Consider the following 15,381-nt stretch of genomic DNA (forward strand, 5'->3'; position numbering starts at 1 on the left):
GCTCATAACCCGAAGGTCGTAGGTTCAAATCCTACCCCCGCAACCAATGGTCCGGTAGTTCAGTTGGTTAGAATGCCTGCCTGTCACGCAGGAGGTCGCGGGTTCGAGTCCCGTCCGGACCGCCATTACATAAACATACGATGAATATGATATAATCAAACCTTAGGAGACTCTCCTAAGGTTTTTTCAATACTCAGGAAATGATTAACGATATTAACCATAATAGGGTGAACAACATGGATGAATTTTCATTTATAAAATCAGTAACTCCATCTACTTATTATCAATCCACACTTCAAAAGGGAATTGGTGATGACGCGGCTGTGTTTCAACCGAATTATGAATCAGTCGTAACGTCTGTTGATACAATGGTTGAGGGTGTACACTTTCGGTTGGATACGATGGAGCCTTATCATATTGGCTATCGTGCTCTTGCAGCTAATATTAGTGATCTTGCCGCTATGGGAAGTAGACCAGCATATTACTTAGTTTCTCTCGTGATTCCGAAAACGTGGACTGAAGAACAACTACATGATTTATACACAGGTATGAATACTTTGGCTAACCGTTATCATATGGACCTAATAGGTGGAGATACTGTGTCAGGAGAACAACTTGTTATTTCTATAACAGTAATGGGTTATGTGCAGAACGGGAAAGAGCGATATCGACATAATGCAAAGGCAGGGGATATCATATTTGTGACAGGCAGCCTAGGTGATTCTGCATTTGGTCTTCATTTACTTATGCATGAAAACAGGAGAGACGAATACTTTATAAATCGTCATCGCCTGCCAACACCTCGTGTAGAATTCTCCCTAAAAATGCTTTCAATTAATCGGCTATGTTTAAATGATGTAAGTGACGGTATTGCTAATGAAGCAAATGAAATAGCAGAGGCATCTAACGTTGATATGCATATTGATTACAACAAATTACCAATAACAGGTGATATAAAGGCACTTCCGAAAAATATGCAGAAAAGGTTCGTACTATCCGGCGGAGAAGACTTCGAGTTAATTGGTACAGTTGCACAAGCTGATTGGCAAGATGTTTTACAGGCAGCAAAGAAGGCAAATATAAATGTAAGTAAAATTGGCTATGTTGAAACGAGGTCAAAAAGAGACCCCGTTGTGTATTTATATGACGCAGATGAACAGTTACAACTACAAAAAACAGGTTATACACATATAAAGAAGTAAAGGTGATATGATGGAAAGCACATGTAGTATGAAAACAAATAATCCGGATGAAACAATTCAGTTTGCACAAAAGCTCGGACGATTGTTAAAAGAAGGCGACGTTATTACATTAGAAGGTAATATTGGGGCAGGAAAAACAACATTTACAAAAGGTTTAGCGAAGGCCTTAAACATAAAGAGAACAGTGAACAGCCCAACCTTCACCATTGTTAAGGAATATGAAGGTTCCCTTCCTTTATATCATATGGATGCGTATCGCCTTGAAGATGGTGTAGAAGACATTGGCTTTGATGAATATTTTCATAGTGATGGGATTACGGTAGTAGAGTGGCCACAAAATGTAAGTGAATTTTTGCCACGTGACTATTTGAAAGTTATGATTGAGTATGATGGGGAAGCGCAAAGAAAGATAACATTAGAACCAGTCGGTAGTCGGTTTCAAACCATTTGCAAGGAGTTAACAAAATGAACATACTAGCAATTGATACATCAAATCAAGTTATGAGTGTCGCAGTTTTACGTGATAATGAAATCATAGCTGAATTTACGACAAATATAAAGAAGAATCATTCCGTTCGACTCATGCCTGCGATACATCGGACAATGGAGGAAGCAAACATAAAACCTAAGGAGTTGGACAAAATTGTTGTTGCCAAAGGTCCTGGGTCTTATACCGGTGTAAGGATCGGCGTTACAACAGCCAAAACAATGGCATGGTCACTACAAATTCCACTTGTAGGCGTATCAAGTTTAGAAGTTGCAGCATATAATGGCTGTTTATATGATGGACTTATTTGTCCTTTCTTTGATGCCCGTAGAGGTTTAGTCTATACAGGCTTATATGAAAGTGACGGACATACATTACAGCTTAAATTAGGAGAACAAAACATATTAATGACAGAATGGCTTGAGAAGTTGAAGCATGAAGAAAGAAAAGTGTTGTTCATAAGTCAACACCTTTCCATTCATAAAGATACGATTTCCTCAATATTAGGTTCGGATTCTGTTTTTCCTTTAGATGTCCAGAATACTCCTAAAGCATCATTACTAGGAATCATAGGGGCAAACCGAGACGGTGAAAATATACATACATTTGCACCAAACTATTTACGGCTACCTGAAGCAGAAGCGAAATGGTTAAAGGATAATGAGGGAAAAGGATGAGCGAAGTGAATATTCGTCATATGAGGTGGGAAGACATTGCTGAGGTGATTGAAATAGAGCGTTTGTCTTTCAGCTCCCCATGGACGAAGCAAGCATTTGAAAAAGAAATTGCCAACAATATGTACGCATCCTACTATGTCATGGAGTTTCGTGGGAAAATTGTTGGGTACTGTGGATTATGGATTGTGATTGATAATGCACAAATAACAAATATTGCGATATTACCTAACTATAGAGGAAAAGGTTTAGGAGAGAAACTCTTTCAGTACGTACTTGTACAGGCTAGAAATCAAGGTGTTGAGCTACTATCTCTTGAAGTAAGGGTATCGAATGTTCGAGCCCAAAAGATGTATCGGAAATTTGGATTACAACCAGCCGGTATACGAAAAAATTATTATCAAGACAATAATGAAGATGCTTTAGTAATGTGGGTGAAATTATGATAAACGATAAAAACCAGTATATATTAGCAATAGAAACAAGTTGTGATGAAACAGCTGTTGCGATTATTAAAAATGGACGGGAAATGGTAACGAATCAAGTAGCTTCCCAAGTAGAAAGCCATAAACGGTTTGGTGGTGTTGTACCTGAAATTGCATCACGCCACCACATTGAACAGATTACAATTACGCTAGAAGAGGCACTAATGGATGCCCAACTATCGATGGATGATATTGATGCTGTTGCTGTAACAGAGGGCCCAGGTCTGGTAGGAGCTTTGCTCATAGGGGTAAATGCGGCAAAGGCAATAGCTTTTGCACATCAAAAGCCTTTGATTGGTATCCATCATATCGCAGGCCATATTTATGCCAATCGTTTGATTGAAGAATTTCAGTTTCCCCTTCTGTCCTTAGTTGTATCAGGTGGACATACAGAACTCATTTTAATGCGAGAGCATGGGAATTTTGAGATTATTGGGGAAACCCGGGATGACGCTGCAGGTGAAGCCTATGATAAAGTTGCGAAAACGTTAGGCTTACCCTACCCGGGAGGGCCTCATATCGATCGTTTAGCCCATGAAGGAGAAGCAAATATTGATTTTCCAAGGGCATGGTTGGAGCCAGATTCTTTTGATTTTAGTTTTAGTGGGTTAAAAACAGCAGTATTAAATACATTACATAATGGCAAACAAAAAGGGATTACTTATGCTCAACAGGATATTGCTGCGAGCTTCCAGGATAGTGTTTTAGATGTACTTGTTTCGAAAACAGTAAAAGCCGCTCGAAAGCATAATGTAAAACAACTTCTAGTTGCTGGTGGTGTTGCGGCAAACAAAGGTTTACGAAACAGATTGCAAAACGAATTTACTAACACAGATGTCCAACTCGTTATTCCGCCATTATCGTTATGTACTGATAACGCAGCAATGATAGGGGCAGCTGCAAGTGTTGCCTTTGAACAAGGACACTATGCAGGATGGGAGCTAAATGCTAATCCATCACTCAGCTTAGAAAAGTATGCTAAGAGATCAAAATAGGGGAAAAACGGCACTGATTACAGTGTCGTTTTTGGTTGAAAGGTAAAAAGATGTTTAACTGCATAATGTTACGGATAATGAGAAGGGATACAGAAAGGTAAAATAGTTATTCACAATATAATCATAAAAATGTGGATAAGATTTTAAATTATTGTCATACCAACTCTAGTACTTGTGCACAAAACCTGTGGATAAGGGATGTTATTCCTGTGGATAATGTGAATAACACTAAAAAAACCCAAAATTATAAGGGTTAATATGTGGATTTCTTTGTGGATAAATATGAAAAAGCCCTCCTATATAGGAGGGCTTTTGATTTATCTTTCTAGATCTTCTATTTGTTCTTGTATTGCACTCCACTGTTCTAAGCTTTTTTCAAGCTTCAAATCTAGCTCATCATTTTCTTTCGCAATTTCACCTAATCGATTAGCGTCACTAGCAATGTCAGGAGAACTCATCTTTTCTCCGTTTGCCTCAATTTGAGCTTCTAACTGTTCAATCTCTTCTTCTAAGGTTTCAATTTTTCTCTTTAACTTCCGCAATTCCCGTTGCTGTTCTTTATTAATTTGATACTGATTTTTTCCATCAGGCTTCTCTTTTTCGTTAGTTGTTCTTTGCTCGGCTTCTATTAATAACTGACGTTCTTTTTCTTCTTGCTTTTTATTAGCATAGTAATCATAATCCCCTAAAAAAGTTTCCGTACCAGTAGGTAACATTTCCACAACAGTCGTAGCTAATCGATTAATAAAGTAACGATCGTGGGATACAAACAGTATTGTCCCTGGAAAGTCAATTAGTGCAGACTCTAATACCTCTTTACTATCAAGGTCCAAATGGTTTGTAGGTTCATCCATGATCAAGAAATTTGCATGTTTCAACATTAATTTCGCAAGAACAACTCTGGCTTTTTCGCCACCACTTAACGTGGATATAGGTTTAAGTACGTCATCACCAGAAAATAAGAAGTTCCCTAAAAGTGTTCGAATTTCTTTCTCAGGTTTATTTGGGTAATCGTCCCAAAGTTCATGTAATACGGTTTTGTTACCCGTTAACTCGGTTTGCTCTTGATCATAGTACCCAATTTGAACATTCGTACCATGCTGAATATGACCACCACTAGGCTTCAACATTCCAACAATAGTCTTAAGAATTGTCGATTTTCCTACACCGTTTGGTCCGATTAGGGCAATACAATCCCCTTTATTAATGTTGAGATCAACGTGTTGAAAAATAGGATGTTCTTCATTTGGATAATGGAAAGATAAATCCCTGACTTTTAATACGTCATTTCCACTTTGTCGTTCAACAGAAAAGGAAAACTTTGCTGATTTATCATCCAGTTTAGGTCTGTCCATAAGCTCCATTTTCTCAAGTTGTTTGCGTCGGCTCTGAGCCCGTTTTGAAGTCGAATCACGTGCAATATTTTTTTGAATAAATTCCTCAAGCTGTTTTACTTCGGCTTGTTGCTTTTCGTACTGTTTTAAATGACGTTCGTATTCTTCAGCCTTCAATGTTAAATAATTACTGTAGTTACCGTAATACTTTTTCGATGTTTGAAACGCGATTTCATAAACAATGTTAACCGTTTTATCAAGAAAATAACGATCGTGGGAGACAATAACAACTGCACCTGGATAATTTTGAATGTATTGTTCGAGCCAATGTAATGTTTCAATATCTAAGTGATTTGTAGGCTCGTCCAAAATTAGAACATCAGGCTTTGATAGGAGTAACTTACCAAGGGCAAGTCGTGTTTTTTGTCCACCGCTTAATGTTTGAATAGGTGTTTGAACATCATAATCTTGAAATTGTAACCCATTTAATACGTTTTTAATCTCTGCTTCATATTGGAAGCCGCCTTCACGTTTGAACTTATCCTGAAGCTCATCATAGGCAGCTAGTAATTGATTATACTTATCCTCATTTTCCATATAGGATGAATCGGCCATTTTTAATTCCATGTTACGTAATTTTTGTTCCATTTTCTTCAGGTGGGCAAAGATCGACTCTAACTCTTCCCACATTGTTGCATTTGACTCTAGCCCTGTATGTTGGGCTAGATACCCTATTGTTACGTCTTTCGGTTTATAGATTTCGCCACCATCATAATTCATCTGATCAGACATAATTTTCAACAACGTAGATTTTCCTGCACCATTGCGGCCAACTATGGCTAATCGATCACGGCTGTGTACTTCTAATTTAATATTCGATAAAATAAGGTCAGCACCAAAATATTTTTTTATATTGTTTAATTGCATTAAAATCATAAAATTTTCACCCCAACGTGAATAAGTGTACCTTATAAGATACAATAAAGGAAGAATTCCGCAATAAATGGTCGGCAATGCAACTTAACATATATAGATATCAGGTTGTTGATTGTTAAGGAGGAGGAGCCAGTAGATGAATAATATTGAACATACGAAAATCCCTCAGGCAACTGCAAAGCGTTTACCACTATATTATCGTTTTATAAACAATTTATATAACCAAGGAAAAACGAGAGTATCCTCTAAAGAATTAAGTGAAGCGGTAAAAGTAGATTCTGCTACGATACGTAGAGATTTTTCCTACTTCGGAGCACTAGGGAAAAAAGGATATGGGTATAATGTGGATCATTTATTAACGTTTTTCCGAGAAACATTAAGTCAAGATGAAGTAACGAAGGTAACGTTAATTGGCGTAGGAAACTTAGGGACAGCCTTTCTTAACTACAACTTTACAAAAAATAATAATACAAAGATCGAAATAGCCTTTGATACTACACCTGAAAAAGTAGAGACAAACATTGGTGGTGTACCTGTATATCACATTAATCAATTGGAAGAAAAAATTGGTGAGGATATATCTGTTGCTATTTTAACTGTGCCAGCACAGGCGGCACAACCGATAGCTGACAGACTTGTGAAAGCTGGTATTCAAGGGATATTAAATTTTACTCCAGCAAGAATTACAGTGCGTGAACATGTGCGTGTTCACCACATTGATTTATCAGTTGAATTACAAGCGCTCGTCTATTTTTTAAAGCATTATCCACTGTATGAAAATAATGAAGCAGAATAAAAAAAAGGCGGTAAGCCTTTTTTTTACGTCGTGAATTAATCTTATGTTATAGTAGTATTTAGTTCGGGTATCGAAGCAATTTCATTGAACATGAATTGGGGGAAATGCCGTGAGTAAAATACCGGCGAAATGGCTAGTTGTCATATCGGTTTTGTTTGGGACGTTTACCGTCATTTTAAATAATAGTATGTTAAATCCTGTTTTACCTTACTTTATGGATTTATTTAATGCTGATGCAGTTTCTGTTGGATGGGTATTAACGATCTTCATGGTTGCTATGGGGATTACCATGCCGATTACTGGCTATGTAGGTGATCGATTCGGGAAAAAGAAAGTTTATATTTATGGGTTAATGTTATTTATGATTGGTTCTACTCTAGGAGCATTATCTCAATCTTTAAGCTTTATTATCATGTCCCGTGCTATCCAGGGTATTGCTGGTGGGTTAATGATGCCTAATGCGATGGCGCTCATTTTTCATGCATTCCCTCGTAATGAGAGAGGACTAGCTGTTGGCATTTATGGTATTGCGGCTATGGTTGCTCCCGCAATCGGTCCTACAATTGGAGGATTGATTACTGAATTTTTCGCATGGCAATTTTTATTTGCATTTAATATTCCGTTTGCCCTTGTAGGGGTGTTATTTTCGACTAAGTATTTAAAGCCGACACCTGCAAAGCCGGAACTGAAATTCGATTACATAGGCTTTATTCTTGTGACGATAGGTGTAGGATCAATTTTGTTTGCCTTAAGCAGAGGGTCAACCTTGGAACTTATTACAGCACCAAGTAATATAGCATTAATTGTAATTGGTATTCTATTTGTAATTTCGTTCGTGTTCTATGAATTAAAGCAACCTCAACCATTGTTAGAATTACGTGTCTTTAAAGTACGAACATATCGTATGTCAATTATCGTCACATCTGCTGCTTCCATCGGTTTATTTTCTGGCTTGTTTTTATTACCTTTATTAATACAACAAGTGTATGGGCTCAGCTTAACGATGACTGGGCTACTCTTTTTACCTGCTGCACTTTTAAGTGGTGTGTTCATGACGGTAGGGGGAAAACTATTAGATTTAAAAGGGCCACGTGCAGTTGTGCCCCCTGGTTTAGTGATCATGGGTATAGCAACATTAGCTTTAGGATTTGTCGATTTAACGAGCTCTTATTGGTACATTTTGTTGTTAAATTGTATTCGTGGAGTTGGGATGGGATTAGGTAATATGCCTGCGACGACAGCAGGCATGAACTCCATCCCCGAAAAGCTTGTAGCACAAGGATCAGCTATGAATAACGTATTACGCCAAATTACATCCTCGTTTGGAATTGTATTTTTTGCCATTTATTATGAACTAAGACGTGGTTATATAATATTACAGAATAAAACGATGGAAGAAGCAAGTTTGCAGGCTATTAATGAAGCTTTTATCGTTTCCGCAGTAGTTATATTGTTAGCAGTCCCTGCTGGATTCCTATTAAAGGGAACAGTAGAACAAGAGAAAAAAGAAACCGAATGATAAATCCTTCGGTTTCTTTTTTTATAAGCTATTCTTTTTTGTTATTCGCATTTTTTAAGCGAAAGTGTATGTTAACGAGTTTAATGCCAACTGCAAAATCGAAAGTTGCTACAATGGTCAGGACGATTGTAGTGAAGTTCCATACCGTTTCGTCCGCACTTTGGATAGCGATATAAGTGAATACAACTCCCATAAAGAAATAGATTGCAGCCATAAACAATGGTGATGCACGCATATGAAATTATCCTCCAATAAAAATAGTTTGAAGCTGCTCCAGTTGTTGTCTCATTTTTTCAATATCTTCAGGTGATAAATTGTACTGAACTATAGCAACTAGTCCATTCATAGACATATGAGCAACAATTGGAACAATAATTCGCTTTGTCTTTACATAAAGATACGCAAACACAATTCCCATTGAAGCGTAGCGTAATAAATGTTCGAACTCACCATGTAGTACTCCGAATATTAAAGCTGAAATGACCGCAGCGATGAGAAAGCTATTTGTCCTTTTATATATACTTCCAAAAATAACTTTTCGGAATACGAGCTCTTCTAATATGGGAGCAAGCAATGCTAAAACAATAAGGAAAATTGGACTTTGTCGTGCAATTTCCATCATACCTATTGTGTTTTCTGACGCAGCATCAATATTTAATACATAAATTTCAAATAAGGCAACGAAATATTGCGTAAAGAAGGCCATGACAATTCCGAGAAGTGACCATTTCAAAACATAACCAACACTTGCGTTACGTTCGTTAACTTGTCTCATGTCAGGTTTTAATAAAAGTAACAAAATAATGAAGGCTGTTGAAAAACTAAATAAGTTCCACCATACTGCTGCTGATAGTCTGTCAGGGGCACCTAAAGCTTGTAATAAAGGTGCACCAATGATGATGGAGAATTGAGCTAGAACATAAGTTAAAATAACATACCAATATCTTTTCGGCAATTGGGACGACTCCTTTACAAAATGTAATCTAATCTCCTATTTTATTATTCCTTTTAAGATTATATGTGTTTAATCATATTATAAAAGGGAAAGAATAATTCGGGTATTATCTCGTTCCATTATATAGTAAAACTTGTACGAAAAAAAATAATGGATAATACTTGCAAAATGAACGTGATTTCATTATTATAATAATTGGTATTAGCACTCGTTGTTGATGAGTGCTAATAAACAAAATTTAATATTAAATATTTTGAGGAGGGTGTCCGTATGTTAAAACCACTAGGTGATCGAGTTGTCATCGAAGTTGTAGAGCAAGAGGAAAAAACTTCAAGCGGTATTGTACTTCCTGACTCCGCGAAGGAAAAGCCACAGGAGGGCAAAGTCGTTGCGGTTGGAACAGGGCGCATAACAGATAATGGAGAAAAGGTTGCTCTTGAAGTATCAGAAGGCGACCGTGTCGTATACTCCAAATATGCAGGTACAGAAGTGAAATATGATGGTAAAGAATACTTAATTCTTCGTGAAAATGATATTTTAGCGATTGTAGGCTAATCTCATCTTAGAAGAGTAGATAGTTATATCATAAACATTAAATATTATTAGGGAGGTTACATTCATGGCTAAGGAAATTAAATTTAGCGAAGAAGCTCGCCGTGCGATGCTTCGTGGTGTAGATACATTAGCTAATGCGGTAAAAGTTACATTAGGTCCTAAAGGACGTAACGTAGTATTGGAGAAGAAATTTGGTTCACCACTTATTACGAACGATGGTGTAACAATTGCGAAAGAAATCGAGTTAGAGAACCATTTCGAAAACATGGGTGCTCAACTTGTATCTGAAGTTGCATCTAAAACAAACGATGTTGCTGGTGACGGTACTACGACTGCAACAGTTCTTGCACAAGCAATGATTCGTGAAGGTTTGAAAAACGTAGCTTCTGGTGCAAACCCTGTAGGGGTACGCCGCGGTATTGAAAAGGCTGTAGGTGTAGCTACTGAAGAATTACGTAGTATCTCTAAACCTATCGAAGGTAAAGATTCTATTGCACAAGTAGCAGCTATTTCTGCGGCTGATGAAGAAGTAGGTCAACTAATTGCTGAAGCAATGGAGCGTGTTGGTAACGATGGTGTTATTACAATTGAAGAATCTAAAGGATTTAACACTGAGCTAGAAGTTGTAGAAGGTATGCAGTTTGACCGTGGTTATGCATCTCCATACATGGTTACCGACCAAGACAAAATGGAAGCTGAGCTAGAAGATCCATATATTTTAATTACAGATAAGAAGATTTCTAATATTCAAGAAGTACTACCAGTACTAGAACAAGTAGTACAACAAGGTAAACCAATCTTAATTATTGCTGAAGATGTTGAAGGGGAAGCTCTTGCAACATTGGTTGTGAACAAACTACGTGGAACGTTCAATGCTGTAGCTGTAAAGGCTCCAGGCTTCGGTGACCGCCGTAAAGCAATGCTTGAAGACATTGCAACACTAACTGGTGGTCAAGTCATTACAGAAGATCTTGGTCTTGACCTGAAGGGTGCATCAATTGAGCAACTAGGTCGCGCATCTAAAGTTGTTGTAACAAAAGAAAATACGACAATCGTTGAAGGTGCTGGAGAAGCAGACCAAATCTCTGCACGTGTAAGCCAAATTCGTACACAGTTAGAAGAAACAACTTCTGACTTTGATAAAGAAAAATTACAAGAGCGTCTAGCAAAACTTGCAGGTGGAGTAGCAGTCATTAAGGTTGGTGCGGCTACTGAAACTGAGCTAAAAGAGCGTAAACTTCGTATTGAAGATGCGTTAAACTCTACCCGCGCTGCAGTAGAAGAAGGAATTGTGTCTGGTGGTGGAACGGCTCTTGTGAACATTTACAATAAAGTAAATGGAATTACAGCGGAAGGCGATGAGCAAACTGGTGTTAACATCGTACTTCGTGCTCTAGAAGAGCCAGTGCGTCAAATCGCTCACAACGCTGGTCTTGAAGGTTCTGTAATTGTTGAGCGTCTGAAGAAAGAAGATGTAGGTGTTGGCTTTAACGCTGCAAACGGCGAGTGGGTAAACATGATCGAAAAAGGTATCGTTGACCCTACAAAAGTTACACGTTCTGCACTTCAAAACGCAGCATCTGTAGCAGCAATGTTCCTAACTACTGAAGCTGTAGTTGCAGATCTTCCTGAAGAAGACGACAACGCTGGTGCGCCAGACATGGGCGGCATGGGCGGCATGGGTGGAATGGGCGGCATGATGTAATAGCCGCTACACCCTTATTATGAACGGGTTCATTGAGAGGGAGAAAAAACGAAATAACATAGCTTTTGGAGGTGCAATTAGTTTACTAATTCGCACCTCCTTTTTTTCGTTGTTATATCAACGTTTATAAGAAAAGAATAGTATTTTATTATCTGCTTTAGCACCTCTTTTAGCATACGAAACCGCTAATGTATAATAATTTTTATACACTTGTTAAAACCATATGGTTTAATGACCAAAAAGAAATTCTACATTGGGTAACATTACTACTTAAATAAAAAGGGCGTTAGTTGAAGAAGACTATTATTCAGAAAAGGATCAGATTTAATCTGATCCTTTTTGGTCTATTGATTTGTTGCTAAATCCTATGTTGATTTATAGGTTATTTAGCCAAAACAATTGCTAACATTAAGGATGTTAACGGAGGCTTCCCATAAGTTCATTGGACTTATGGGAAGCCTTATATTGTATATAATTTCTTCTATTACTTATAAATAGATGGCCATTGCATGTCCATTCGGTCATTTATATCCCCTAATTTGGCTATGTGACTTCTGCAGTATTCTCCTCTTAAATGTTAATTTGATTCATCAACCGAGTAAGATTTACCACCACATTTAATCGAACAATTCATCTGCGTAATTGACAATCAATCTTTCATTATTCCCCTTGTTGATTACTGGTGCAGCCATTCCTTTCTGTAATGAATAAAAAATTGGGAAAGAATACAGGCACCGGTTTACAAAAAAAATACGCTGTGATATATTTAAAACTGTTAAAAATGTTTAAAATGTTAAATAAAAATTTAACGAAGTTAACGAACGGAGCAATATCAACGATTTTTTTGTGAATACCAATGGTAAGATAAACATTCAGTCTTGAGGGGGAGTTAAACAAATCAAGATTGGAAGATGCATCGAAACAAAACATAATAAACTATCAAACTATTATTTAGTTTCAATTACTTAAAATAAATTTAATGAATGCTTTATATATAAGTTTGATGACTGCATTCAATTTTCAACATCTTAGGAGGTCTGTAATATGAGCGAAAAATATGATTACGTAATTATAGGTGGCGGTAGTGCGGGTTCAGTACTCGGTGACCGCTTAAGTGCAGATGGAAAACACACTGTCCTTGTTTTAGAGGCTGGACGGAGTGATTATGCGTGGGATCTATTAATCCAAATGCCAGCAGCTTTGCCGTTCCCTGCAGGGAAACGCTTATACGACTGGAGATATAAATCTGACCCGGAACCACATATGAAAGGACGACGTGTCAAGCATGCCCGGGGAAAGGTGCTCGGAGGTTCAAGCTCAATCAATGGTATGATCTATCAACGTGGTAATCCATTGGATTATGAACGTTGGGGGGCAGATCCGGGTATGGAATCGTGGAGCTTTGCGCACTGTCTCCCGTATTTCAAACGATTGGAAAATGCCTTAGCTGCCGATCCAGATGATGAATTCCGTGGCCACGATGGCCCTGTCAAGTTGGAGCGCGGCCCAGCTACGAATCCTTTATTCCAAGCATTTTTTGAGGCAGCTGTCGAGGCGGGCTATTCCCGAACTCCTGATGTGAACGGTTTTAGACAAGAGGGATTTGGACCGTTTGATAAGCATGTGTATAAAGGTAGAAGAATGTCAGCTTCACGTGCATACCTGCGTCCAGCTATGAAGCGGAAAAACCTGACTGTGAAAACTCGTGCTTTTGTTACAGGTATTGATTTTAATGGTACACGAGCAAATGGAGTGAAATACAGACGAGACGGGAAGGATCAATATGTCGCTGCAGGTGAAGTTGTACTAGCCGGCGGTGCAATTAACACGCCGCAACTACTCCAATTGTCAGGTGTCGGTGATGCTGAACACTTGAGTTCACTTGGCATTAAACCAGTAGTTGATCTTCCGGGTGTAGGTGAAAACCTTCAGGATCACCTTGAAGCTTACATCCAATACTCTTGTCCATTACCGGTTTCCGAGCAACCTAACTTAAATAAAGCGAAGATGCCTTGGATCGGTTTGCAGTGGTTGCTCGGACGGAAAGGTCCAGCAGCAACGAACCATTTTGAAGGTGGAGGTTTTGTTCGTTCGAACGAAGAAGTCAAATACCCTAACTTAATGTTCCACTTCCTTCCGGTAGCCGTACGTTATGATGGACAAAAAGCGGATACGAAGCACGGATTCCAGGTACACGTAGGACCTATGTACTCTGATGCTCGAGGTTCATTAAAGATTCGTTCGACAAATCCTAAAGAGCATCCAAGTATGGTCTACAATTACCTTTCAACCGAACAGGATCGACGTGAGTGGATTGAAGCGGTAAAAATTACACGTGAAATCATGTCCCAGCCAGCTATGGCACCATATAATTCGGGAGAAATTTCACCTGGCCCTTCCGTTCAAACAGATCAGGAGATTTTGGACTGGGTGGCGAAAGATGCGGAAACTGCACTTCACCCATCATGTACGGCAAAAATGGGACCAGCTTCAGACCCTATGGCTGTTGTAGATCCAGAAACAATGAAGGTTCATGGGCTTGACAATGTACGAGTGGTTGATGCGTCTGCCATGCCATATGTTACGAACGGAAATATCCATGCACCAGTGTTAATGTTAGCGGAAAAAGCTGCGGACTTAATTCTTGGACGTAAACCGTTAGATCCTATTGATATCGAATTCTATCAACATGGAAAACATCCAGCCGATGCAGGCACAGTAAAAAGTAACTAAATCATGATTCATAGAGAAGGTCTCTTTCTAAATGTTAAAGCAAACATTTCGGATAGAGTGCCTTCTCTTTTTTTTGTTATTTAACCTTCTTTTTCGTAATGCAACCCAACTATGTAACCGATTTTAACATAGAAAATTTTCTGAAACTTTGGTAACATGAAAGTATAGTTTCAAATAATGGCATTTCGTCTCGAATAACGAGACAGGATAATCTGGGGGGATATATGGACTATTTCAATAAAACGGTCTTAAAAAGTATAGAAGTGTTAGAGTTATTTAAACAAAGCCCAGAATTAACATTAAAGGAATTGGAATGTAAGTCGGAACTACCGAAAAGCACACTTCATCGGGTTGTCCGAACGCTCGAACATAAAGGGTTATTGCAAAGGAACAGAAATCAATCAAAACAAACATACCAGTTAGGACTAGCTTTTTTGCAATATGGTCAAATGGTAAAAAACCAGCTCGAGATTCGAAAAATTGCTCTTCCTTATATGCAGCAGTTAAAAGATCAAGTAAATGAATCGGTAAACCTTATCATTAGAGACCAAGATAAGGCGATTTACATAGAAAAAGTAGACACGAATCAACCTGTAAGAGTCTATACGCAAGTGGGGCGGAGTGCACCCTTATATGCAGGAGCTTGTCCACGGGTACTACTATCTTTTTTAAAAGAAGATGAATTAAACGATTATGTTCATCGGATTACTCTTCACCCGATAGGTAGTGGCACCATCACCGACCCCGAAAAGCTATATGACAAAATTTATGAAACTCGAAAACTAGGATTCACCGTGAGTCATAGTGAGTTAGAGAATGAATCATCAGCAGTAGGTGTACCGATTCGTGACTATACAGGAGAGGTTATTGCAGGTTTAAGTATTGCTGGTCCAAGTCACCGTTTTACAAACGAAAATATTAAAGCAATTGTTCAAGCCGGTAAGAATACAGCAAATAAGGTATCAGCCCAATTGGGTTTTTATACAAATCATCATCAATAAGGGG

At 38.3% G+C, this 15,381-nt stretch carries 14 protein-coding genes and 1 tRNA gene; 12 read left to right on the forward strand and 3 right to left on the reverse strand.

What is annotated here, in order from left to right:
• Window positions 1-48: 48 nt before the first annotated feature.
• From NLW78_RS13340 to tsaD, 6 genes are all read left to right on the forward strand, one after another.
• Window positions 49-125: transfer RNA gene (locus tag NLW78_RS13340), tRNA-Asp, on the forward strand.
• 111 nt (window positions 126-236) lie between these two features.
• Complete coding sequence (gene thiL / locus NLW78_RS13345) at window positions 237-1,202, forward strand: thiamine-phosphate kinase (protein WP_254497652.1); 966 nt, start codon at window positions 237-239, stop codon at window positions 1,200-1,202.
• 10 nt (window positions 1,203-1,212) lie between these two features.
• A complete protein-coding gene (gene tsaE / locus NLW78_RS13350) occupies window positions 1,213-1,671 on the forward strand; it encodes a tRNA (adenosine(37)-N6)-threonylcarbamoyltransferase complex ATPase subunit type 1 TsaE (protein WP_254497653.1) in 459 nt (152 codons plus the stop codon).
• A complete protein-coding gene (gene tsaB / locus NLW78_RS13355) occupies window positions 1,668-2,366 on the forward strand; it encodes a tRNA (adenosine(37)-N6)-threonylcarbamoyltransferase complex dimerization subunit type 1 TsaB (protein ID WP_254497654.1) in 699 nt (232 codons plus the stop codon). The genes tsaE and tsaB overlap by 4 nt, the downstream gene beginning before the upstream one ends.
• Entirely contained in the window at window positions 2,363-2,809 is a 447-nt protein-coding gene (gene rimI / locus NLW78_RS13360) for a ribosomal protein S18-alanine N-acetyltransferase (RefSeq protein ID WP_254497655.1), read from the forward strand. Before tsaB ends, rimI begins: the two co-directional genes overlap by 4 nt.
• Window positions 2,806-3,843, forward strand: a complete 1,038-nt coding sequence (gene tsaD, locus NLW78_RS13365) for a tRNA (adenosine(37)-N6)-threonylcarbamoyltransferase complex transferase subunit TsaD (RefSeq protein ID WP_254497656.1) — start codon at window positions 2,806-2,808, stop codon at window positions 3,841-3,843. The genes rimI and tsaD overlap by 4 nt, the downstream gene beginning before the upstream one ends.
• 317 nt (window positions 3,844-4,160) lie before the next feature.
• On the opposite strand, the gene NLW78_RS13370 is transcribed toward tsaD, so the two are convergent.
• Window positions 4,161-6,113 carry an ATP-binding cassette domain-containing protein gene (locus tag NLW78_RS13370; protein ID WP_254497657.1) on the reverse strand — a complete coding sequence of 651 codons (1,953 nt, stop codon included), beginning with the start codon at window positions 6,111-6,113 and terminating at the stop codon, window positions 4,161-4,163.
• Between the two features lie 136 nt (window positions 6,114-6,249).
• Between NLW78_RS13370 and NLW78_RS13375 the strand changes: the two genes are divergently transcribed.
• The gene (locus NLW78_RS13375; RefSeq protein ID WP_254497658.1) at window positions 6,250-6,909 is read left to right on the forward strand and encodes a redox-sensing transcriptional repressor Rex; all 660 of its coding nucleotides are present in this window, start codon (window positions 6,250-6,252) and stop codon (window positions 6,907-6,909) included.
• A 109-nt stretch (window positions 6,910-7,018) separates the two neighbouring features.
• Window positions 7,019-8,428: an MDR family MFS transporter gene (locus NLW78_RS13380; RefSeq protein WP_254497659.1), complete on the forward strand. Its 1,410-nt coding sequence runs from the start codon at window positions 7,019-7,021 to the stop codon at window positions 8,426-8,428.
• A 28-nt stretch (window positions 8,429-8,456) separates the two neighbouring features.
• Here the strand turns inward: NLW78_RS13380 and NLW78_RS13385 are convergent, their stop codons facing one another.
• Window positions 8,457-8,663 (reverse strand): YdiK family protein, encoded by a 207-nt coding sequence (locus NLW78_RS13385; protein WP_254497660.1) that lies wholly within the window; start codon window positions 8,661-8,663, stop codon window positions 8,457-8,459.
• 6 nt (window positions 8,664-8,669) lie between these two features.
• Window positions 8,670-9,383 (reverse strand): CPBP family intramembrane glutamic endopeptidase, encoded by a 714-nt coding sequence (locus NLW78_RS13390; RefSeq protein WP_254497661.1) that lies wholly within the window; start codon window positions 9,381-9,383, stop codon window positions 8,670-8,672.
• Window positions 9,384-9,653: 270 nt separating this feature from the next.
• Here NLW78_RS13390 and groES point away from each other — a divergent pair, with 270 nt between their 5' ends.
• From groES to NLW78_RS13410, 4 genes are all read left to right on the forward strand, one after another.
• Window positions 9,654-9,938 carry a co-chaperone GroES gene (gene groES / locus NLW78_RS13395; protein WP_254497662.1) on the forward strand — a complete coding sequence of 95 codons (285 nt, stop codon included), beginning with the start codon at window positions 9,654-9,656 and terminating at the stop codon, window positions 9,936-9,938.
• Between the two features lie 64 nt (window positions 9,939-10,002).
• Window positions 10,003-11,643, forward strand: coding sequence for a chaperonin GroEL (gene groL, locus NLW78_RS13400; RefSeq protein ID WP_254497663.1), 1,641 nt, complete (start codon window positions 10,003-10,005; stop codon window positions 11,641-11,643).
• Between the two features lie 1,044 nt (window positions 11,644-12,687).
• On the forward strand, window positions 12,688-14,376 hold the full coding sequence (gene betA, locus NLW78_RS13405; protein WP_254497664.1) for a choline dehydrogenase: 1,689 nt from the start codon (window positions 12,688-12,690) through the stop codon (window positions 14,374-14,376).
• 224 nt (window positions 14,377-14,600) lie between these two features.
• A complete protein-coding gene (locus NLW78_RS13410; RefSeq protein WP_254497665.1) occupies window positions 14,601-15,377 on the forward strand; it encodes an IclR family transcriptional regulator in 777 nt (258 codons plus the stop codon).
• Window positions 15,378-15,381 lie beyond the last annotated feature (4 nt).

Source organism: Salirhabdus salicampi (assembly GCF_024259515.1).
Taxonomy (GTDB): domain Bacteria; phylum Bacillota; class Bacilli; order Bacillales; family Alkalibacillaceae; genus Salirhabdus_A; species Salirhabdus_A salicampi.

What these genes read in the sequence shown, in the direction of transcription:
- tsaD (WP_254497656.1), top strand. Translation starts at nt 2,806, where the DNA reads ATGATAAACGATAAAAACCAGTATATATTAGCAATAGAAACAAGTTGT.
- tsaB (WP_254497654.1), top strand. Translation starts at nt 1,668, where the DNA reads ATGAACATACTAGCAATTGATACATCAAATCAAGTTATGAGTGTCGCA.
- NLW78_RS13375 (WP_254497658.1), top strand. Translation starts at nt 6,250, where the DNA reads ATGAATAATATTGAACATACGAAAATCCCTCAGGCAACTGCAAAGCGT.
- betA (WP_254497664.1), top strand. Translation starts at nt 12,688, where the DNA reads ATGAGCGAAAAATATGATTACGTAATTATAGGTGGCGGTAGTGCGGGT.
- rimI (WP_254497655.1), top strand. Translation starts at nt 2,363, where the DNA reads ATGAGCGAAGTGAATATTCGTCATATGAGGTGGGAAGACATTGCTGAG.
- groL (WP_254497663.1), top strand. Translation starts at nt 10,003, where the DNA reads ATGGCTAAGGAAATTAAATTTAGCGAAGAAGCTCGCCGTGCGATGCTT.
- tsaE (WP_254497653.1), top strand. Translation starts at nt 1,213, where the DNA reads ATGGAAAGCACATGTAGTATGAAAACAAATAATCCGGATGAAACAATT.
- NLW78_RS13385 (WP_254497660.1), bottom strand. Translation starts at nt 8,663, where the DNA reads ATGCGTGCATCACCATTGTTTATGGCTGCAATCTATTTCTTTATGGGA.
- groES (WP_254497662.1), top strand. Translation starts at nt 9,654, where the DNA reads ATGTTAAAACCACTAGGTGATCGAGTTGTCATCGAAGTTGTAGAGCAA.
- NLW78_RS13370 (WP_254497657.1), bottom strand. Translation starts at nt 6,113, where the DNA reads ATGATTTTAATGCAATTAAACAATATAAAAAAATATTTTGGTGCTGAC.
- thiL (WP_254497652.1), top strand. Translation starts at nt 237, where the DNA reads ATGGATGAATTTTCATTTATAAAATCAGTAACTCCATCTACTTATTAT.
- NLW78_RS13410 (WP_254497665.1), top strand. Translation starts at nt 14,601, where the DNA reads ATGGACTATTTCAATAAAACGGTCTTAAAAAGTATAGAAGTGTTAGAG.